The sequence below is a fragment of the Methanoculleus chikugoensis genome (genome assembly GCF_900095385.1).
In the GTDB taxonomy this organism is placed as follows: Archaea; Halobacteriota; Methanomicrobia; order Methanomicrobiales; family Methanoculleaceae; genus Methanoculleus; species Methanoculleus chikugoensis_A.
This window is the reverse complement of record NZ_FMID01000035.1, coordinates 45125-63156: the sequence shown is the minus strand read 5'-3', so window position 1 is coordinate 63156 and position 18032 is coordinate 45125. Positions and strand designations below refer to the sequence as shown.

The window sequence follows — 18032 nt, the reverse complement described above, 5'->3', positions numbered from 1 at the left end:
GAAGACCGGGGACTGCCCGCTCCGCCCCCTTCACCCCCGAAAGTTAAATATTCCACGATCCTTTTTTCTGTACCGAGTGGTTTTGATGAATTCTCAATCATACCCGTGGATCGTTGCCGCTCTGGCGGCCCTGGTCGCCGTCGGCACCGGTTTTGCTGCGCTGAACCAGCCGGCGCCGCCGCCTGCCTCCGTGGCCGAGGAGGATGCTGCGACGCTCCTCATCCACCTGCAGTCCGACATCACAGCGGCGCTCGAGGCCCTGGACAACCGCCTGGCGCATGCCGCGTTCGAACTCGGAAAGACCGATCTCTCCGACGCCGACGCTCACGGGATCCTTGCGAACCTCTCCGCCACCGACCCGTCAATCGTCGACTGCACGGTCAGCGACGCAGGAGGCACGATTCTCGCCGCCGAACCGACGGCGTACCGCGATATCGAGGGTGCGGAGATCGGTGGCCAGGCCCATGTCCGGCACGTCCTCGCGACGAAGCGGCCGATCATGAGCGAGGTGATCACGGTCGCGGAAAACATTCCGGCGACGGTCATCGTGGCACCCATCTTCACGAACGAAGGGCTTTTTGCCGGGTTCGCCTCCGTCGTCTTCCGGCCGGAGGCCCTGGTTGCAGGCATCGCCGAACCGGCGGTGAACGGCACCCCGTACCAGGTGATGGTCATCCAGACGGACGGGAGGGTGATCTACGACACCGACCCGGCCCAGATCGGGAGGATGACGTTTGATGACCCGCTCTTCGCCGATTACCCGGACCTGCTTGACGTGGCCCGCCGGGTCGCCGGCGAGCGTTACGGCACCGCGACCTACGGGTTTGCCGCCGACGGCGGCGAGGCGGTGCAGAAGGAGATTGCCTGGGCGACGGCCGGGCTCCACGGGGTAGAGTGGAGAGCGGCGGTGATCCGGGAAACCGGGTAATACGGGCATCGACCGGCTCATCTCATCTTGTGTCCGAGAGATCGTGCGGCTCCGGGCAGGACCCCGCCTGATTCTCCCGCGCACGCATGACTTCCCCCTACGCAAACCTGTAACGTATCCCCTGCCCCCACCGCCGCCGCCGAAACGGAGAACGAGACGAAGACGTGAACGCTCAACGGCCGGAAGGATGGACGGCATCTGTCTCCCGGAGCAGGAAGGAGAATGCCGCTCCCTCTTCCGGATGCCCCGGCACCCGGTCTTCGACCCAGATCCTCCCACCGTATCGGTCGATGAGGATCTGCACGAGGTAGAGCCCGAGTCCCTCGCCCACGCCCCGTTGCTTTCTTTCGTAGCGGTGAAATATCTCCTCTTTCTGATTGTCCGGGACGCCCCGGCCGGTATCCGCGACCGTCACCAGCACCTCGCCGTTCTGCTCTTCGACCCGGACGGTTACGGCGACGCCGGGGCCGCCGTGCTTGACGGCGTTGCCGATCAGGTTCGTGAAGACCTCGCAGAGGAGATCGTCGGCAACGACCTTGCACGATGCACCCTCGTAACTGATGGGGACGGCCGGGAAGTGGTCTATCTCGGTTCGAATAACCGCATCGAGGTCGACCGACCGGAGCTCGGGCGGTCCGGCGTGAATCCGCCGGATCTTGGAGACGATGCCGAGGATCGCGATGCTCTTTGTTATGCTCCCCTTCAGGTTCGCCGCGTATCCGGCCGCTTCGCCCTCCACGGAGTCGACGAGCAGGTCGGCATAGAGGTTCGAGACGTTCTCCGTGTTCCCGATATCGTGGGTCAGGATATCGAGGTAGAGGTTCGCCTCCCGGTGTACCCGGACGAGCTCCGCCTCGGCCTCCTTTCGCCCGGTGACGTCGCGGACGATGCCGCCCCGGTAGAGCGGCCGGCCGCCGGGATCACGGATCACCATGAGGTGGTCTTCAAGCCAGCGATACTCCCCGTTTTTCGCCAGAAACCGGTATACGAGGAGGCATCTCCCTGAGGCAACAGCGGCGTCCAGTTCCGCCTCGACTGCCGGGCGGTCATCGGGATGGATGCGCCCTATGATCTCTTCGAGGTTCATCGCGCTCATCTCTTCCGGGGTGAACCCAAGGATCTCCTCGATCGCCGGGCTCATGTAATCGTAGCGGTCGGCCTGAAGGTTGCGGCGGTAGGCCGCGTCGAGCGAGTTCTCAAGGACCGCCCGGAACCGCTCTTCGCTCTCCTGGAGAGCTTCCTCAGCCAGTTTGCGCCCCGTGATGTCGGTGAAGAATGCTGTAACATGTCCCTGTTGCGACGAGAACGCAGTGACTTCATACCATCTCGATAGGGAAGGCAGTGGGTACTGGAATGTCGTCGATTCGCCTGTCAATGCCACGTTCCCGTAGATCGCAATAAGGTCGCTGATATCCTCCGGGGCGAAGATCTCAGTCGCCCGCCGGTTCAGGACATCCTCCCGAACAAGCCCTGTAAACTGTTCAAACGCCTTGTTAATCTTCAAATAGACAACATCGACGGGTTTCCCGGTGTCATCGGCGATGATCTCGCAGAAAACATACGCGACAAGCGGGTTATCGAGCGCCTGCCGGTACCACTCCATGCTCTCCCGGAGGGCATCTTCTGCCCGTTTGCGCTCCGAATCGTCGTAGGCGTACCCCTGGGTCTCGAGTAGTTCGCCGTCCGCGCTGAAGCATCCGACCACGTTCTCTATGACATGGATGCGTGTCCCGTCCCGGCGCTTCCGGACCCTTCCCTCGTTCTCAACTTTCCCGTCCCGCTGCAGGCGTGCGAGGAGCATGTCCCGGTCACGGGGATCTTCATAGAGGTCGCGGATATCGGTGTCCAGTGCGTCATCTACGGAATCAAACCCGAACATCCTGACGAACGCCGGGTTGCAGGCGATTATCCGGCCATCCGCGGCGGTGAGGAAGTCCCCCGTGAGATCGTCTTCGAAGAGGCGACGGTAACGCTCCTCGCTCTCCCGGAGAGCCTCCTCCGCCCGTTTGCGCTCGGTGATGTCGGTGAAGAAGGTTGTAACGCGTCCCCGTTGATGCGAAAACGCGGTGACCTCGAACCATTTCGCAAGAGTCGGCACAGGGTACTGAAACGCCGTAGATGCTCCCGTCAGTGCAACGTTTCCGTAGATTGCAATGATTCCGGCAGCCTCATCCGGGGGGAGAACTTCAGTCACCCGCCGGTTCACGACCTTTTCCCTTCTAAGCCCGGTAAAGAGCTCAAACGCCCGGTTAACCTCCAGATAAATGTAATCAGCAGGCTTTCCAGCAGCATCGACGACGATCTCGCAGTAAGCGTAGCCGGTGAGCGGGTTGTCGAGCGCCTGGCGGTACCTCTCCATGTTCTCCCGGAGGGCCTCCTCCGCCCGTTTGCGCTCCGAGTCGTCGTAGATGTAGCCCTGGATCTCGAGCAGTTCGCCGCCGGGGCCGAAGCGCCCGACCACGTTCTCCACGACATGGATGCGGGTTCCGTCCCGGCGTCTCCGTCTCCGGCCTACGTTCTCTATCTTTCCTTCCATCCGGAGGGTTGCGACGACCCGGTCCAGGTCACCGGGATCCTCGAAGAGATCCCGGATATCGGTACCCGGGGCCTCTTCCCTTGAGGCAAAACCGAATATCCTTGCGAACGCCGGATTGCAGGAGAGTATCCGACCGTCCGGGGCAACGACAACATCCCCGGTGAGGTCGTCCTCGAAGAGGCGCCGGTAACGTTCCTCGCTCTCCCGGAGCGCATCCTTTACGGACTTTAGAGCGGCATTCTCGCACCGGAGTGCCTCGTTCTCGGCCAGGATGGCTGCCATGCGTTCGTGAACCCCCCGATCCGGCGTTACGGTGCGCACCGCACTCTTTGAGTCCTCTGAATGTGCCACGATCCAAACTCCCGGGACTGCTGTATTGCTGATAGTCAGTTTTTCGTTCGTGTGAACCGTCTTAATGCTACCTCCCGGTAGCGGGGGAAGAGAGACGGAGCCATAACGAGTATCTTATGTTCGCACGTCCAACGTGAATACGTTGCAGCCTGCAGGGGAGAGCATGAGGTTTGAGGAGATCAACGGCAACGTCTTCTACAACGGCGACTGCATCGCGGGGGCAAGAGCGCATATCCCCGACGACTTGGTCGACCTGATCGTCACCGACCCTCCCTACGGCATCAACGGCGACCGGTTGCACCAGCACTACAACCGTGACGAGGCGTTCGTCGTCGACGGCTACATCGAGGTCCCCGCATCCGATTACGGGGAGTTCAGCAATAGCTGGATCCGGGAAGCCGAACGGATATTAAGGCCGGGCGGGTCGATCTACATCGTCTCGGGCTACACGAACCTCTACCACATTCTCGACGCGCTGCGCGGGACACGCCTTCGCGAGGTCAACCATATCATCTGGCGCTACAACTTCGGCGTCTACACAAGCAGAAAGTACGTCTCCTCCCACTACCACATCCTCTTCTACGAGAAACCGGGCGGCAAACGGACGTTCAACCTGGAGTCGCGCTACGGCGCCGGGGAGAAAGGGCCGGAGAACGGGTCGCTGAACTACCGCGACCGCGAAGACGTCTGGTGCATCAACCGTGAGTACAAGCCGGGGCAGGCGAAGAACAAGAACGAACTGCCGACGGAGCTGCTTGTAAAGATGCTCCAGTACAGCAGCAACGAGGGAGATCTCGTCTGCGACATGTTTCTCGGCGGATTTACGACGGCAAAGGCGGCCGTCGGCCTCAACCGCCGGGCAACCGGGTTCGAGGCCTCAAAGCAGGTCTTCGACCTGAAGATCGCACAACTGCGGGATATCCCGCCGGGCAGCCTGCTCCCCACGCTCCGGACACCCCGGGCCGGGGAGCCGGCGAACCGGGGCAAACCCTGGACGGACGCCGACCGCGAGATCCTCGTCTCCCGGTTCGCCGCGCTCATCGAGTCCGGTGAGACGAAGAAGAGGGCGGTCGAGATCCTGGGAGGAGAACTCGGCCGGGGCCGGTGGGCAATCGAGAAGATGCTGAAAAGATCAGGGCGTTCGGACGGGCGGTAAGTAGCGGCTGAAACCGATGCGGGAGACGGACAACGCTAATGCCCTCCGAGGCCAACCTCTTCTACAGCATTCATCCCGATGAGAAGAGACCGATGGCGACAACCACCGCACGACCGTTCCTCAAGTGGGCAGGCGGCAAGGCACAACTGCTCGATGCGTTCACCGCGAGAGTTCCGCGGGAACTCGCCGAGGGGACCCTTCCGGTCTTCGTCGAGCCGTTCATGGGCGGCGGAGCGGTCTACTTTCACTTCAACAGCACATTTGCGTTCAGGGAGTGCCACCTCTTCGACATCAACGAGGATCTCGTCCTCGCCTACACCGTCGTGAAAAACGACGTCTCCGCTCTCATCGAGTACCTCCGCGACGTCGAGGACGAGTTTCTCGCAAAAGACGATGCCGGGCGGAGGGATTACTACTACGCTGTCAGGGATGCGTTCAACCGCGAGAAGCGAGAGATCGATTTTACCGGGTACGACGATGCGTGGGTCGAACGGGCAGGACGGTTCATCTTCCTCAACCGGACGTGCTTCAACGGCCTCTACCGGGTGAACTCCCGGGGCGGGTTCAACGTCCCGTTCGGCAGGTACAAAACGCCGAAGATCCTGCACGAAGAGGTTCTTTTAGCCGACTCGCTCGCGTTCCGGAACACGACCATCCATCTCGGCGATTTCACGCAGGCGGAGCCGTACATCGCTGAGGAGACCTTCGTCTACTTCGACCCGCCCTACCGGCCGCTGAACCGGACGTCGTCGTTCACGCAGTACTCGAAGAACAGGTTCTCCGACGAGGAACAGAGGCGCCTTGCGACGTTCTACGCACGCTGCGACGCAAAGGGCGCGAGGCTGATGCTGAGCAACTCCGATCCGAGAAACGTCGACCCGGACGACGGGTTCTTCGACGACCTCTACGCCGGCTACCGCATCGACCGGGTTCCGGCAAGGCGGGCGATCAACTGCGACGGGACGAAACGGGGAGGGGTCCGCGAGATCATCGTCATGAACTACCCGCTCGCGTGATCGCCGGAGCCCGAACAGCCCCAAAACTATAAGGTCTCGCCGGGATATGCGGCGCTCATGACGTTCCGGGAGATCGACGGTGACCTCTGGGAGATCGTCAAAAGACACCTCCCGCCCCAAAAACCCCATATCGGGAGACCCCGCCGGGATCCCCGGCACCTCTTCAACGGGATTCTCTACGTCCTCACCACCGGGTGCGCCTGGAGCGATGTTCCGGCAAAGTACGGGACGAAGTCGACGGTACACCGCTACCACCTCGAACTCTGCAGGCGGGGGGCGTACCAGGCGATCTTCCTCGATCTCCTCCGATCGGGCTACGAGTTCCGGAAGAAGGAGAGCCGCGTGGTGGATCTCGCGGCTCCGGTGCCGCGGTCTTAAAACTCCCCCGCCACCACCACATAGAGTTCGCCCCGCGGCGCCGGGGGCTCCGCCGCCGTCCCGGCGGCGATCCGTTCTTCCGGGTAGCCGAGATCCTCGCAGACGGCAAGCCGGGTCTCCGGCGGGAGGGCGGCCGCGAGCGCCCCGACGTCGAAGGCCGGGTCGGCGATGAGGAAGACGACCCGGCCCCGGGCGACCTCCTCCCGGGCCTCGGCTATCGCCCGGGCGTGATCCTTCCCGTGGGCGGAGACGACCGCGGCCCGCGCCAGCGGAACCTTCAGGCGGGCGAACGCGACCTGGAGCGAGGAGATCCCGGGGACGACCTCGCCCGGGAGGTAGCCGAGCCCCGCAAGCATCGGGTCCCCCGTCGAGAGGACAACCGCGTGTGCCGGGAGGGAGCGGAGGCTCCGGTAATCCGCGATCTCGTGCACCTCAGAGCCCGGCAGGATGGCGTCACGGGCAAGCGCGATCGCCCGGACCGAACCGTAGACGAGCGACGCACCCGCAATGACGCCTGCCGCCTCCGCGGTCAGCATACCGGGACCGCAGCCCACCCCGACGATCTTCATGGCGACTCCCCGATGATCCGGCCGTCGCGGTCGACGATCACGACCCGGACGCGGGGGTAGCGGACACGGAACGCTGCAAACTCCCGGCGGACCGTCTCCTCCCAGGGCGGGGTCGTCGAGAGTTCCTCCACCGTCGCGCACCCGGTGCCTTCGAGGACGTCGGGGTTCATGAACTTCAAGATCAGGCCGGGCAGCCCGCAGATGACCGCGTCGCCGCTGAGCGCCCCGAGCGCCTCCTCGAGTTTGTTCCCGACCAGGATCGCCTCGTGGTCCGGGAAGAGGAGACGGGAGTAGCGCAGGCCGAGCCTGCCGGTCGTCAGCACGACCGCCCCGGGAGCGCGGGCGATACGATCGATCACCCCCTCCGTCATGTGATCGTCCCAGGGTTCCACGAACCCGGTCGTCCCGAGGACGGATATCCCCCCGTGCACCCCCACCCGGGGATTCAGCGTCTTCTGCGCCACCTCCGCCCCCCGGGGGATGGTGAGGATGACCGTGACCCCGCCGAGATCCGCCTCCTCCACCCCCTCGTCGATGGAGCGCCGGATGCAGTCGAGCGCCGGAACGCTGATCGCGGCCGTCCCCTGCCGGTGGCGGGGTGTGTCGCGGGAGAAACTCCCGATGCCCTCGCCGGGGACGAACTGGACTCCGCCCGAGAGGGAGGGGGCCGCCATCGCCACGAACTCAAGCCCCCCCGTTACGTCGGTGGTGTAGTCCCCGGCGTCCTTCAGGCAGGACGCCCGCCCGCGGTAGCCGTCGACCGGGAGCCGGACCGCGATGCCGCAGGGGAGGGTGACGTCCACCTCCCGAACGGTCTCGCAGGCGAGCGAGAGGATTGCAGCCTTGCAGGCCGCGGCTGCCGTCGTCCCGGTCGTGAACCCCCGACGGAGAACCGATCCGGACGCGGTCAGGACCGCAACGCCCCGCCGGACGTCGTCGAGAAGGTCCGGGGAGCGGCAGGCCGCCACCCATGCCGCGGGGTATTCGAAGTCAGTAACCGGGTCCCGCATGACCTCCACGCTCGGCATGAATCGTGATGATCTCGTTTATCGCCGCCACCGCGACCGGCGTCCCGCCCCGGGTACCGGCGTTCGAGACCGACGGCACGTCAAGGGTGCGCAGCTCCTCCTTCGACTCCGCGGCGTTCACGAACCCCACCGGGGTCCCGACGACCAGCGCCGGCCGGACTCCTTCCCGGATCATCTCGCAGACGACGAGAAGCGCTGAAGGAGCGTTCCCGATCACCACGATCGCCCCTTCCAGCCGGTCGCGCAGGGCGAGGAAACCCGCCGACGTCCGGGTGATCCCGCGCTCGCGGGCGATATCCTCGCCGTAGTCGAGGGCGCAGACGATCTCGCTTGCGTGCCCGCGCTTCAGGATGCCCGCCTGCACCATCCGGATATCGACGACAATCGGTGCCCGGCGGGCAAGCGCGGCAACCCCGGCCTCGACCGGATCGCCGGCAAAGCGCATGAGATCGGCCATCGCAAAGTCGCCGACCGCGACCGAGCACCTCTGCCGTATCCGGTCTTCGAGGGTGACGTTCCCCACCCGTTCCCGGGCCAGGTTCCGGCTCGCGCTCGCTATCGCGTAGGCCTCCGGCGTGACCGCCGCAAGGTCAGTATACGTACTTCCGGTGATATCCCCGGGGCGTGATGATTCCTCTCGCACCATGCTCATCCCTCCAGATCCTTGTCTCTTCTCCGCCGATAAAAACGATCGAATGCATGTCCACGAAGGCGAAGTGGTCGTCAAACTCCCCGAGCGTCGTGATCAACCGTTCCTCTCCCTTCCGGTAGGCGTTTTTGATCACCCCGACCGGCGTCGCCTCCGGGAGGTGGCGCCGGGCGATCGCGACCGCCGCATCAAGGTTGTGCGGCCTTCCTCTTGAACGGGGGTTGTAGAGGACGACCGGCACCTGCATCCGGAACGCGAGGTCGAGCCTCCGCTCGATCTCCTCCCAGGGGGTCAGGAGATCCGAGAGACTCATCGTGACGTAATCGCCCGAGAGCGGCGAACCGAGCCGTGCCGCCGCCGAGACCGCGGCCGTGATCCCGGGGACGACCTCGACTGCGACCGTCGAGCCCGACCGTTCGGCTACCTCGAGCACGATGCTCGCCATCCCGTAGACCCCGGCGTCCCCGCCGCTCACCATCGCGACGACCCGGTCGCGTGCGAGGTCGAGCGCGCGTGAAGCCCGGTCGACCTCCTTGCCCATGCTGCTCCGGACGACCTCTTTTCCGGCGAGCATCGGCTCGACGAGGTCAAGGTAGAACCCGTTGCCGATGACGCAGTCTGCCTCGCCGAGGGCCTTTAAGGCTCGGGGCGTCATCTGCAGCAGGTCGCCGGGGCCGGTGCCGACGATGTAGAGTCTTCCTCCGTTATCGCGCGATTGCAACCGTGACACCACCATACGTCTGTTTGACAAGAACCAGTTCTTTTCGCTTCGAGATCGCGAGAGCCGCAGGTTCCGCGACCCCGGCGAGCCCTATGAGGGAGGCACGCGAGGGCGACGGTGCCTCCTCCCCGTTCAACGTCCCGTCATCTAAGAAGACAAGATTGCCGCCGAGTTCCGCGACGGCATCGATGAGCCCCGTCTCGCTGCGCTTCTTTGCGGTCGTCGCGTAGACGAGCACCTCAACGGGCGCGATCCCCGCAACTCCGAGCGCCTGCCGGACGGCAGCCGTCACCTCGGCCGCGCCGATGCCCTTCCGGCACCCGACGCCGACGACGTACTCGCCCTTCCGGACGAGGAGGGAGACGGCCGGGCCCGCGACGACGAGCCCGGGGCCGGTGACGGCGTAGAGGGGCACGTCGGCGTCAAGCATCGCGGCGTTCACCGCCCGGGTAGAGTCGCGGTTCACGACATCGCAGCCTGTGCGGGCGGCGATCCCCTCGACCGACTCCCGACCCCGGGTCTCGGTCGCGGTCGTGATCACCGGTGTGATCCCGAGGGCGGCAAGTTCCCGGGCAAGGTCGTTCCCGCCATGGTGCCCGCCGATGACCGGGACGGCATACCGCAGGTCCGGCCCGACCACCACCACCGCCGGGTCGCGCCACTTGTCGGTGAGGAGGGGCGCGATCCCCCGGACGGCGATCCCGGCCGACATCACGGCGACGATCCGGCCGTAGCCGGCAAACGCCGCCCGGAAGGCATCCGGCCCGTAGAGCAGGACGTCGGCACCGAGAGCATCCGCGATCCGGCGGGCGTCGGGGAGGAACCGCTCGAGCGCGATCACGACAGTCCCGGTCATGAGTAGAGGACCGACCTCCCGAACCCGGACGTTGCCCCCTCGACGGCCTTCCCGATGACGATCAGCGCCGTCCGCTCGATCCCGGCCGCCCGGGCCTTTGCCGCGATGTCGGCCACCGTGCCCCGGACGACCTTCTGGTCGGGCCAGGAAGCGTGGTAGACGACCGCCGCCGGAGTATCGGGCGGAGACTCCACCCGGGCGAGGATCTCCTCCATCCGCTCGGTGCCGAGGAAGACCACCATCGTCTGCCCGAGCCGGGAGAACTCGGGGATCAGGTCGGTCTCAAGCGTCGCCCCCGCCGGGCGGGTGACGACCAGGCTCTCGGAGACGTCGCGGAGGGTGAACTGGGTCTTTAAGGCTGCAGCGGCCGCGAAGAGCGACGAGACTCCCGGGACGACCTCGGCCTCGATCCCGCGCCGCTCGAGTTCCGCCATCTGCTCGACGATCGCGCCGTAAAGCGCCGGGTCGCCGGAGTGGAGCCGGACGACGAGTTTTCCGGCCCGGACGTGCTCCTCGACGGCGTCCACGATCTCGGCAAGCGTCATCCCCCAGCTGTCGAGTTTCACCCCCGCGCCCGACTCCGCAACAAGCGCCGGGTTCACGAGCGAACCCGCGTAGATGAGGACGTCCGCCCGCCGGAGGAGTTCCATCCCCCGGACGGTGATGAGATCGGGCGCCCCCGGCCCCGCGCCGACGATGTAGACCTTATGCATGCGGCCGCCTCGCAAAAAGGATCGAGAAGTAGTCGCTCTTCTCGGGGAGTTCGCCCCCCCGGTAGACCCGCTGCTCCGGCATGAACATCCGCTCGACGAGGACGAACTCCGAGTAGCCCTCTTCCGAGAGGGAGGCCGCAAGCGCCGCCGGCTTCCTGACTTTCATGAAGATCCGCGACTCCGGCCCGTTCCCGTCAGAGACAAGAAACCCGCCGGCCACCGGGACGTTTGCGACCGACGCAAACGCGGTGATGGAGCTGATCCCGGGCTCGGTTGCGAACGTGATCTCGGGATATCGCGTTGCAATCACCTCGCAGAGCCGTGAAAAGGTCGAGTAGAAGTTCGGGTCGCCGATGATCCCGAATACGGTAAGACCGTCCTCTGCGTGCGGCGCAATCCGGTCGGCGTTCTCTTCCATGCACGTTCGGATGTAGTCCTCGTCGTTTGTCATCGGGAAGTTGAGGACGACGGCATCGGGCCGGTAGGGTTTTACCAGGTCGTAGGCAAGGTTTCCGGGGACAAAGACCGCTGCGGATTCGCCTAGAAGCCTGACCGCCCGGAGCGTCAGGAGTTCCGGGTCGCCGGGGCCGAGCCCCACGCCTACGAGCATCCGGCACCTCCGACGACGATGTAGACGGGATTGATCGGTTTGAACATCACTCCGCCGGCGATCCCGGCCGACCGCGAGACCTGGAGGTGGACGGCCTCGACGAAGATCCCGAGGCGCTGCATGCTTGCTATCGCCGATTGAAGCGTCCCGACCATCACCGCATTCACGACAATCCTCCCCCGAACCTGATCGGCGAGGAGATCGAGAACCTCCGGCAGGCGGCGGGACCCCCCGACGAAGGCGGCGTCGAGACGGCCGATGTCGGCAAGCACGTCCACCGCGTCGCCCTCGAAGAACTCGATGTTACCTCTGCCGGCGCGAGTCGCCGCCTCCCGGGCATACGCGACCGCCTCCGATCGGCGGTCGATCGCGTAGACCCGCTCCGCCGTCTCCGATAGAGCGACGGCGATCTTTCCCGTCCCGCACCCGATATCGGCCACCCGGTCGCCCGGGAGGATGCCGAGTTTTGCGAGCGAGACGGCCATGACCTCGTCCTGTGTCGGCCCACCCTTCAGTTCCATAGCATCCCCATTAACCAGATAAATTTGTGCTAACTCCTATTTAATGGAGCAGTGGGCCGTCGCACCGCCCGGGCCCGGGGCAGGCCGGGACGACGGGGCGCCGATCCGGCATCAGGAGCAGAGATTCAGGTACTGCAACTTGTACGAGGAGCATAAAGGTTTTTGCGGGACAGACGACAATATGAGTACAATGCTCAGGATAAACCGAGACAAGTGTGGATACTGCGGCACCTGCGTCGCAGTCTGTCCCGAGGATGCGCTCGAGCTGATCGACGCGTACCTCAGCCTTGAGCGGGAGTGCATCGCCTGCGGTATCTGCGCACGGGCGTGCCCGCTCGGAGCACTGGAGGTCGTCCATGAAGAATAACTACGATATCCTCGTCATCGGGGGCGGGCCCGCCGGCGCCCTTGCAGCAAAGACGGCAGCAGAAGCCGGAAACTCGGTCTGCATCATCGAAAAGCGCTCCGCCATCGGCACGCCCGTCCGGTGCGCGGAGGGAATCGGCAAAGAACTCTTAAAAGAGTTCGTCAAGCCCGACCCGCGCTGGATATCCGCCGATATCGAGCGGGCACGACTCATTGCGCCGAACGGCACCACCATCAGCCTCGAACAGGATAAGGCGGGAAACGAGGTTGGCTACGTCCTCGACAGGAAGGTCTTCGACCGGGAACTCGTCTGGCAGGCGGCCGAGGCCGGGGCGGACGTGATCGTCAAGACCCGTGCGACCGAGCCGATCATGGAGAACGGGGCGGTCAGGGGCGCGAAGGTGCTCTCGGCAGGCACGCCCGCCGATATCCGGGCCGAGGTGGTCATCGCCGCCGACGGCACGGAAGCGCAGTTCGCCCGCCGGGCCGGGCTCGATACCGTCGTCCCCCTCCGGGAGATGATGAGCTGCGCCCAGTACCTGATGACCGATATCGATATCGACGCAGGCTCGACGGATTTCTACCTGGGCAACGATATTGCGCCCGAAGGCTACCTCTGGGTCTTCCCGAAGGGCGACCGGACGGCAAACGTCGGGATCGGCATCTCCGGCCGCAAGAGCCGGGACGGGTCCCGGGCAAAGGACTATCTGGATCGGTTTGTCGCAAAGAACTTCCCCGAGGGGAAGACGATCGAGGCGATCGCGGGCGGTGTCCCGGTCTGCCGGCCGCTCGCCTGCACGGTCGCCGATGGGCTCATGGTCGCCGGGGACGCGGCGAGGGTCGTCGATCCCATCACCGGCGGCGGGATAGGGAACGCCATGTATACCGGACGGCTCGCCGCCCAGGTTGCCTCAAGATGCATCGAAGCGGGCAACTGCTCGAAGGAGGCGCTGATGCCTTACGATGCGGAGTGGCGGGCATCAAAGATGGGCGCAGGCATCGAGCGGAACTACAAGGTCAAGGAGTACTTCGTCACCCTCGACGATGCAAAACTCAACACCCTCGCGGAATCGATCGCCAATATCAGCCTCAAAGAGTTCTCGGTCCGGGCTCTCATCATGGAACTGATCACGCGGAACCCGAAACTGCTCCTCGAACTCAAAGCACTGAAAGATGCGCTATCCTGAGCGTATCAGCTGCTTGTTGAGGGTCTTTAAGGTCTCCGCTTCCGCTTCTTTTTTCGTGAAGACCGTGATGACGTCGCCCGGCCGAATACGGACGGTGCCGCTAGGGATGATCAGGTCGCCTCCCGCACGCCGGATGGCGATGAAGACAAAATCCCGGACCTCGAGTTCGCGGATCTCGTGATCGACGATCGGTGCACCCTCGTCGGCGACGATCTCGAAGATGGTGCCGCCGGGGATCGAGGCGACCTGCTGGAGGTTCGGGCTCTTCGTCCAGTAATAGAGACGGGTCGCCACCAGCTCGTCGGGATTCTCGCTGATCCGGACGCCGACCTCGTTGAAGAGATCGGAGTGCTCTTTCTGGTTGACGATCGAGACGACGTTGCCGACGTCGTAACGTTTCGCGAGCCAGCAGGTCATCAGGTTCACCGCATCGTCACTCGTCGTGGCGACCAGGGCATCGGCCCGGTCGATCCCCGCGTCCTCGAGCACCGATTTGTCGGTCGCGTTCCCGGTGATGGCGAGAACGTCGTAGTGCTCCAGGATATCGCTCGCACGTTCCTCGTCCTGGTCGATCACCACCACGGAGTCGCCGGCGTTCACGGCGATCGCAGTCAGATTCCGGCCGATTCCGCCAAGGCCGACGATGATGGTGTACATCCATCTGGATTCAACCGCCAGCATTGAAATACCTTGCGAATAAACCACCTTATGTGATCTGCGGGGTGGACGAAGCGGGGAAAGGCTCGGTTCTCGGCCCGATGGTCGTCGCCGCCGTCGGGTGCCGCGAGATCGAGGATCTTGCGGATCTTCCCATCCGCGACTCGAAGGTGCTCCGGCCGAGACAGCGCGAGGCGCTCTACGAGATTCTCTTCCGCGATTTTTCGATAGCGATCGTCACCATCGACGCCTCCGGAATCGACGATGCCCGGAGCAGGATGAGCATGAACACCTGCGTCGCCGAACTTCACGCCGAGGCGATCAGGGGGCTCCAGCCGGAGTACGCCTACGTGGACGCCTGCGACGTGAACGCGGAACGCTACGGGCAGACGGTCGCGGGGCTTCTCGACTTCCCCTGCAGGATCGTCGCCGAACACCGCGCCGACGCCCGGCACAAGATCGTCGGCGCTGCGAGCGTCGTCGCGAAAGTCACCCGTGACCGGGCGATCCGGGAACTCGAGCAGCAGTACGGAACGATCGGGAGCGGTTACCCCTCCGACACCGTGACCATCGAGTTCCTCCGGGGCTACATCCGGGATCACGGGAGCCCACCGCCCTGCGCCCGCCGGAGCTGGAAGACGGTCACGAACCTCTGTCAGACAACGATGCAGGATTTTGCCTGACCAAGATTTTATGCCTCACGCGCCCTAACCGTGAGTGATGAACTGGCTCCAGATACTCCTTCTCCTCGTCGCGGCATACCTCCTGATAGCCTACTACATCCGTGAACGAGGACTGTTCAAGGATCACGTCATGTTCTTTGGCCCGATCCTTGCCATCAAGACCGAGCGGGTCGGCTTCTTCGACTGGTTCCGGAAGTTCCGGCGCCCGCTCCGGGCCTACGCGACGCTCGGGGTCCTGCTGGTCGTCGTGGTCTCGGCCTTCATGACCCTCGCCCTGCTCGTCGCCGTTCCCCAGTATCTGGTGCACACCCCGGAGCCGACCGGGATCTACGACCCGAGAAACCTCCTCGCGATACCGGGCGTCAACCAGGCGATCCCGATCACCGCGGCCGTCGTCCTCGGCCTCCTCCTCACGATCGTCATCCACGAGTTCGGCCACGCCATCCTCGCCCGGGTCGAGGATATGCGAGTGAAGAGCATGGGTCTCCTCATCGCCGTCGTCCCGATAGGGGCGTTCGTCGAGCCCGAAGAGGAGGATGTGGAAGCGGCGAAGGGGATGCCGAAGATCCGGATGTTCGGCGCCGGGATCACGAACAACATCGTCTTCGGGCTCGCGTGCTTTGCGGCGATGTTCCTCCTCGTGGGGATGGCGACGCCTCTTGCGGTTCCGCTCGTCCAGGGGGTCTACCAGGACTACCCCGCGGCCGACGCGGGGCTTCCCGGCTACTCGGTCATCACGAGCATAAACGGGGTTCCCGTGGCAGGCCAGGAAGAGGTGGCGGCGATCATGGACGGGACGCGCCCGGGGGAGACGGTCACGCTGACGGCCGCAAAGGACGGGGTTGAGAGCACCTACACCCTTACCCTGGATGAATGGCCGGAAGCGCTCGACGGCGACCGGGACTCCGGGTTCATGGGGGTCTACTACTACAATGCTCCCGCGGTGAAGGAGCATATCGGGAATATCGCGGATCTCGGGCTTCTCGCGCCCCTCTACCTGACGATAGCCCCGATCGACGCCTTCATCCAGAGCAACTCCCAGCAGCTCGCGATCCTGCTCACCGACACCCCCGAGCAGATCGCCTGGGAGGAGCCGTTCCCTCTCTTCTGGGGCACGGTTCACCTCCTCTTCTGGACGGGGTGGTTCAACCTGCTGGTCGGGATGTTCAACGCCATACCGATCGTCCCGCTCGACGGCGGCTACATGATGAAGGAAGGCGTGGAACGGTTCTTCGAGCGGCGGGGCTGGTCTCAATACGCGCAGCGGGTCATCGCCTCGATCAGCGGGTTCGTGACGGTGATGCTGATCCTCCTCATCACGATGCCGATGATCGTCGCGGCGTTGCGGTTCGTGATGACGATGGGGTAACCCTTTTTTTGCCCCCTACCCGTCAGGGCAGCGCAGGAGAGGCCATTAAGTATTTCAAGAGCGAAGATCGCCATCAGGCGATGCTATGATCCCCAATCCCGGCGCACCGCGGGCTTCAACATACTTTGATGCCGGCCGATGAGGTTCTTCAAACCGCCGACACAACCGATACCTGCAGGCCATCGTCACCCACGCTACCGATGCCATAGCGATCCATACTACCGGTGTTGCAGACCCATCGCCATTAATAGGCGGATTCAATTTTCTCATGAGCATTGCGCTCATTTACGTTGCCATATCGCTCGGCAGCATCCTGTTCGGCAGAAACTGAAGACGGGATCGTTGCATCAAAGAAAAAAAATCAGGGGTGGTATCGGCACTCAGGCGCCGACCCACTCGAGTTCCGGGGTGGCGCCTGCCGACGCGACGCCGTACTGGACGACCGGCACCCACCGGTAGGCGATGCCGTCGGCACTCACCGTCCAGAAGGTGTAGTGCGCGCTCGACAGGTCGCCGGCACTGTTCAGGTGCGCCGGCCCGAAGAGGGGTCCTCCGGACTCCTCTGCGGTTCTCTCAAGTGCGGTCTTCAGCATGGCGACGTCCGCAGTATCGGTCTCTGTCCGCGCCATGGCGACGATCCAGAGCGCATCATAGGTCGCGAGGCCGTAACCGTCGGGATGCCGCCCGAGGAGTTCCCGCATCTTCTGGATGGTGGCCGTGTTCGACGCGACACTCTCCTGGTTCCAGAGCGCCGGGCAGGTGAACTTCGTCTGCTCCGCAAAGCGGGCGGGCTCGCCTGTCGCGAGCGAATCGAGGAGGACGCTGCCGTCGCACCCGTACCACCGGACCTTCGGCAGGTTCTCTGTCGCTATAGCCGCCTCCATGATCCTGTCCGCCTCGTCGAGGCTGACCAGGTAGACGGCGACCTTCTCTCTCCCGGGCGCCGCGATCGCCCGGGCCACCCGGGCATCGAGATCCGCCGCTATCGCGCCGTACTCCTGACCCGGTGTGTACCGGACGCCGTCGAGGACGTTGCCCCCTCTCCTTGCAAACGCCGCAGCCGTCAGCTTCTCCAGTTCGTCGCCCCAGACGTCACCGCGCCAGACCGGTACGATTGCCGTAACCCCCTGCTTTCTCAGGTAGTATGCCATGACGTCGGCCTGGTAGGTATCCGGCGGCACGAACCGGTAGACGTTGTCGCCCGCGATCGCAAGCGACGGCGCCGTGCTCATGGTGCTGATCAGGATGATCCCGTGCTCGTCTGCATACGTCCTGACCGCCTCAAGCTCGGCGCTGGTGCCGGGCCCGATGACGATCCGGACGTCCTGCTCTTCAAGCGCCTGGAGTTTCGCGAGCGCTATGGCGGGATCGGCCTTTGTGTCCTCGATGATGATCCCGACACGCTGGTCCGAGTCGATCGAGGCAAAGTAGTCGTTGATATCCGCGGCAGCCACCTCGAGGGCGACCCGGCTCGCCTCCCCGCCCCCGGCGTACTCGCCGGAACGCGGCAGGAGGGCGCCGACGACGATATCCTGAACGGCCTCCGGCCCTGCGGGGGGCGTATCCGGCCCCATACACCCGCAGGCAAGGACTGCCGCTGCAAGGAGAAGAAGTACGAATGCTGCTGAAACGTTTCGCATAGGATTTACTTTATGAGATGAAGAATAACCATTTCGTTTTGAACCGGGGAAGCACGATAGATTAAAGCAAAAAATAGCACTAGTGGAAACATTTCACT

General features: G+C 64.2%; 19 protein-coding genes. 8 read left to right on the top strand and 11 right to left on the bottom strand.

Annotated features, from left to right (window positions below):
* Positions 1 to 85: 85 nt before the first annotated feature.
* Positions 86 to 928, top strand: a complete 843-nt coding sequence (locus tag L21_RS07435) for a cache domain-containing protein (protein WP_074369846.1) — start codon at positions 86 to 88, stop codon at positions 926 to 928.
* A gap of 172 nt (positions 929 to 1100) precedes the next feature.
* Here the strand turns inward: L21_RS07435 and L21_RS07430 are convergent, their stop codons facing one another.
* A complete protein-coding gene (locus L21_RS07430; protein WP_143727237.1) occupies positions 1101 to 3815 on the bottom strand; it encodes a PAS domain S-box protein in 2715 nt (904 codons plus the stop codon).
* Positions 3816 to 3978: 163 nt separating this feature from the next.
* Here L21_RS07430 and L21_RS07425 point away from each other — a divergent pair, with 163 nt between their 5' ends.
* Genes L21_RS07425 through L21_RS07415 form a run of 3 tightly spaced genes read left to right on the top strand, consistent with a single transcriptional unit; the run spans position 3979 to position 6365 of the window.
* Entirely contained in the window at positions 3979 to 4971 is a 993-nt protein-coding gene (locus L21_RS07425; RefSeq protein ID WP_074369844.1) for a DNA-methyltransferase, read from the top strand.
* Positions 4972 to 5009: 38 nt separating this feature from the next.
* Entirely contained in the window at positions 5010 to 5987 is a 978-nt protein-coding gene (locus tag L21_RS07420) for a DNA adenine methylase (protein WP_256712673.1), read from the top strand.
* Between the two features lie 57 nt (positions 5988 to 6044).
* Positions 6045 to 6365 (top strand): IS5/IS1182 family transposase, encoded by a 321-nt coding sequence (locus L21_RS07415; protein ID WP_074369843.1) that lies wholly within the window; start codon positions 6045 to 6047, stop codon positions 6363 to 6365.
* Here L21_RS07415 and L21_RS07410 read toward each other — a convergent pair.
* Genes L21_RS07410 through cbiT form a run of 8 tightly spaced genes read right to left on the bottom strand, consistent with a single transcriptional unit; the run spans position 6362 to position 12032 of the window.
* Positions 6362 to 6934: a cobalt-precorrin-7 (C(5))-methyltransferase gene (locus L21_RS07410; RefSeq protein WP_074369842.1), complete on the bottom strand. Its 573-nt coding sequence runs from the start codon at positions 6932 to 6934 to the stop codon at positions 6362 to 6364. The two genes, L21_RS07415 and L21_RS07410, sit on opposite strands and share 4 nt — an antisense overlap.
* On the bottom strand, positions 6931 to 7944 hold the full coding sequence (locus L21_RS07405; RefSeq protein ID WP_074369853.1) for a cobalt-precorrin-5B (C(1))-methyltransferase: 1014 nt from the start codon (positions 7942 to 7944) through the stop codon (positions 6931 to 6933). The genes L21_RS07410 and L21_RS07405 overlap by 4 nt, the downstream gene beginning before the upstream one ends.
* Positions 7925 to 8605, bottom strand: a complete 681-nt coding sequence (locus L21_RS07400; RefSeq protein WP_083608859.1) for a precorrin-8X methylmutase — start codon at positions 8603 to 8605, stop codon at positions 7925 to 7927. The genes L21_RS07405 and L21_RS07400 overlap by 20 nt, the downstream gene beginning before the upstream one ends.
* Positions 8553 to 9347 carry a precorrin-3B C(17)-methyltransferase gene (gene cobJ, locus L21_RS07395; protein ID WP_074369840.1) on the bottom strand — a complete coding sequence of 265 codons (795 nt, stop codon included), beginning with the start codon at positions 9345 to 9347 and terminating at the stop codon, positions 8553 to 8555. The genes L21_RS07400 and cobJ overlap by 53 nt, the downstream gene beginning before the upstream one ends.
* Positions 9316 to 10188: a cobalt-precorrin 5A hydrolase gene (gene cbiG / locus L21_RS07390; RefSeq protein WP_074369839.1), complete on the bottom strand. Its 873-nt coding sequence runs from the start codon at positions 10186 to 10188 to the stop codon at positions 9316 to 9318. Before cbiG ends, cobJ begins: the two co-directional genes overlap by 32 nt.
* Positions 10185 to 10901: a cobalt-precorrin-4/precorrin-4 C(11)-methyltransferase gene (locus tag L21_RS07385; RefSeq protein ID WP_074369838.1), complete on the bottom strand. Its 717-nt coding sequence runs from the start codon at positions 10899 to 10901 to the stop codon at positions 10185 to 10187. Before L21_RS07385 ends, cbiG begins: the two co-directional genes overlap by 4 nt.
* Positions 10894 to 11511: a cobalt-factor II C(20)-methyltransferase gene (locus L21_RS07380; protein ID WP_074369837.1), complete on the bottom strand. Its 618-nt coding sequence runs from the start codon at positions 11509 to 11511 to the stop codon at positions 10894 to 10896. Before L21_RS07380 ends, L21_RS07385 begins: the two co-directional genes overlap by 8 nt.
* A complete protein-coding gene (gene cbiT, locus L21_RS07375) occupies positions 11502 to 12032 on the bottom strand; it encodes a precorrin-6Y C5,15-methyltransferase (decarboxylating) subunit CbiT (RefSeq protein ID WP_074369836.1) in 531 nt (176 codons plus the stop codon). The genes L21_RS07380 and cbiT overlap by 10 nt, the downstream gene beginning before the upstream one ends.
* 190 nt (positions 12033 to 12222) lie before the next feature.
* Between cbiT and L21_RS07370 the strand changes: the two genes are divergently transcribed.
* Positions 12223 to 12399: a 4Fe-4S binding protein gene (locus L21_RS07370; protein ID WP_048104707.1), complete on the top strand. Its 177-nt coding sequence runs from the start codon at positions 12223 to 12225 to the stop codon at positions 12397 to 12399.
* Positions 12389 to 13585: an NAD(P)/FAD-dependent oxidoreductase gene (locus L21_RS07365; RefSeq protein ID WP_074369835.1), complete on the top strand. Its 1197-nt coding sequence runs from the start codon at positions 12389 to 12391 to the stop codon at positions 13583 to 13585. The genes L21_RS07370 and L21_RS07365 overlap by 11 nt, the downstream gene beginning before the upstream one ends.
* Here the strand turns inward: L21_RS07365 and L21_RS07360 are convergent.
* Positions 13577 to 14242 carry a potassium channel family protein gene (locus tag L21_RS07360; RefSeq protein ID WP_074369834.1) on the bottom strand — a complete coding sequence of 222 codons (666 nt, stop codon included), beginning with the start codon at positions 14240 to 14242 and terminating at the stop codon, positions 13577 to 13579. The two genes, L21_RS07365 and L21_RS07360, sit on opposite strands and share 9 nt — an antisense overlap.
* 53 nt (positions 14243 to 14295) lie before the next feature.
* On the opposite strand from L21_RS07360, the gene rnhB reads away from it, so the two are divergent.
* Both rnhB and L21_RS07350 read left to right on the top strand, forming a co-directional pair.
* On the top strand, positions 14296 to 14925 hold the full coding sequence (gene rnhB, locus L21_RS07355) for a ribonuclease HII (RefSeq protein ID WP_074369833.1): 630 nt from the start codon (positions 14296 to 14298) through the stop codon (positions 14923 to 14925).
* Positions 14926 to 14962: 37 nt separating this feature from the next.
* The gene (locus L21_RS07350) at positions 14963 to 16294 is read left to right on the top strand and encodes a site-2 protease family protein (RefSeq protein ID WP_074369832.1); all 1332 of its coding nucleotides are present in this window, start codon (positions 14963 to 14965) and stop codon (positions 16292 to 16294) included.
* A gap of 380 nt (positions 16295 to 16674) precedes the next feature.
* Here L21_RS07350 and L21_RS07345 read toward each other — a convergent pair whose 3' ends face one another.
* Positions 16675 to 17934, bottom strand: coding sequence for an ABC transporter substrate-binding protein (locus L21_RS07345; RefSeq protein WP_074369831.1), 1260 nt, complete (start codon positions 17932 to 17934; stop codon positions 16675 to 16677).
* Positions 17935 to 18032 lie beyond the last annotated feature (98 nt).

Bases quoted from the DNA above. Each gene is read 5' to 3' on its own strand.
- L21_RS07425 (WP_074369844.1), top strand. From the start codon at position 3,979: ATGAGGTTTGAGGAGATCAACGGCAACGTCTTCTACAACGGCGACTGC.
- L21_RS07365 (WP_074369835.1), top strand. From the start codon at position 12,389: ATGAAGAATAACTACGATATCCTCGTCATCGGGGGCGGGCCCGCCGGC.
- L21_RS07385 (WP_074369838.1), bottom strand. From the start codon at position 10,901: ATGCATAAGGTCTACATCGTCGGCGCGGGGCCGGGGGCGCCCGATCTC.
- L21_RS07350 (WP_074369832.1), top strand. From the start codon at position 14,963: ATGAACTGGCTCCAGATACTCCTTCTCCTCGTCGCGGCATACCTCCTG.
- cbiT (WP_074369836.1), bottom strand. From the start codon at position 12,032: ATGGAACTGAAGGGTGGGCCGACACAGGACGAGGTCATGGCCGTCTCG.
- L21_RS07370 (WP_048104707.1), top strand. From the start codon at position 12,223: ATGCTCAGGATAAACCGAGACAAGTGTGGATACTGCGGCACCTGCGTC.
- L21_RS07420 (WP_256712673.1), top strand. From the start codon at position 5,010: ATGCCCTCCGAGGCCAACCTCTTCTACAGCATTCATCCCGATGAGAAG.
- L21_RS07345 (WP_074369831.1), bottom strand. From the start codon at position 17,934: ATGCGAAACGTTTCAGCAGCATTCGTACTTCTTCTCCTTGCAGCGGCA.
- L21_RS07415 (WP_074369843.1), top strand. From the start codon at position 6,045: ATGACGTTCCGGGAGATCGACGGTGACCTCTGGGAGATCGTCAAAAGA.
- L21_RS07380 (WP_074369837.1), bottom strand. From the start codon at position 11,511: ATGCTCGTAGGCGTGGGGCTCGGCCCCGGCGACCCGGAACTCCTGACG.
- cbiG (WP_074369839.1), bottom strand. From the start codon at position 10,188: ATGACCGGGACTGTCGTGATCGCGCTCGAGCGGTTCCTCCCCGACGCC.
- L21_RS07410 (WP_074369842.1), bottom strand. From the start codon at position 6,934: ATGAAGATCGTCGGGGTGGGCTGCGGTCCCGGTATGCTGACCGCGGAG.
- L21_RS07360 (WP_074369834.1), bottom strand. From the start codon at position 14,242: ATGTACACCATCATCGTCGGCCTTGGCGGAATCGGCCGGAATCTGACT.
- L21_RS07405 (WP_074369853.1), bottom strand. From the start codon at position 7,944: ATGCGGGACCCGGTTACTGACTTCGAATACCCCGCGGCATGGGTGGCG.
- L21_RS07435 (WP_074369846.1), top strand. From the start codon at position 86: ATGAATTCTCAATCATACCCGTGGATCGTTGCCGCTCTGGCGGCCCTG.
- cobJ (WP_074369840.1), bottom strand. From the start codon at position 9,347: ATGGTGGTGTCACGGTTGCAATCGCGCGATAACGGAGGAAGACTCTAC.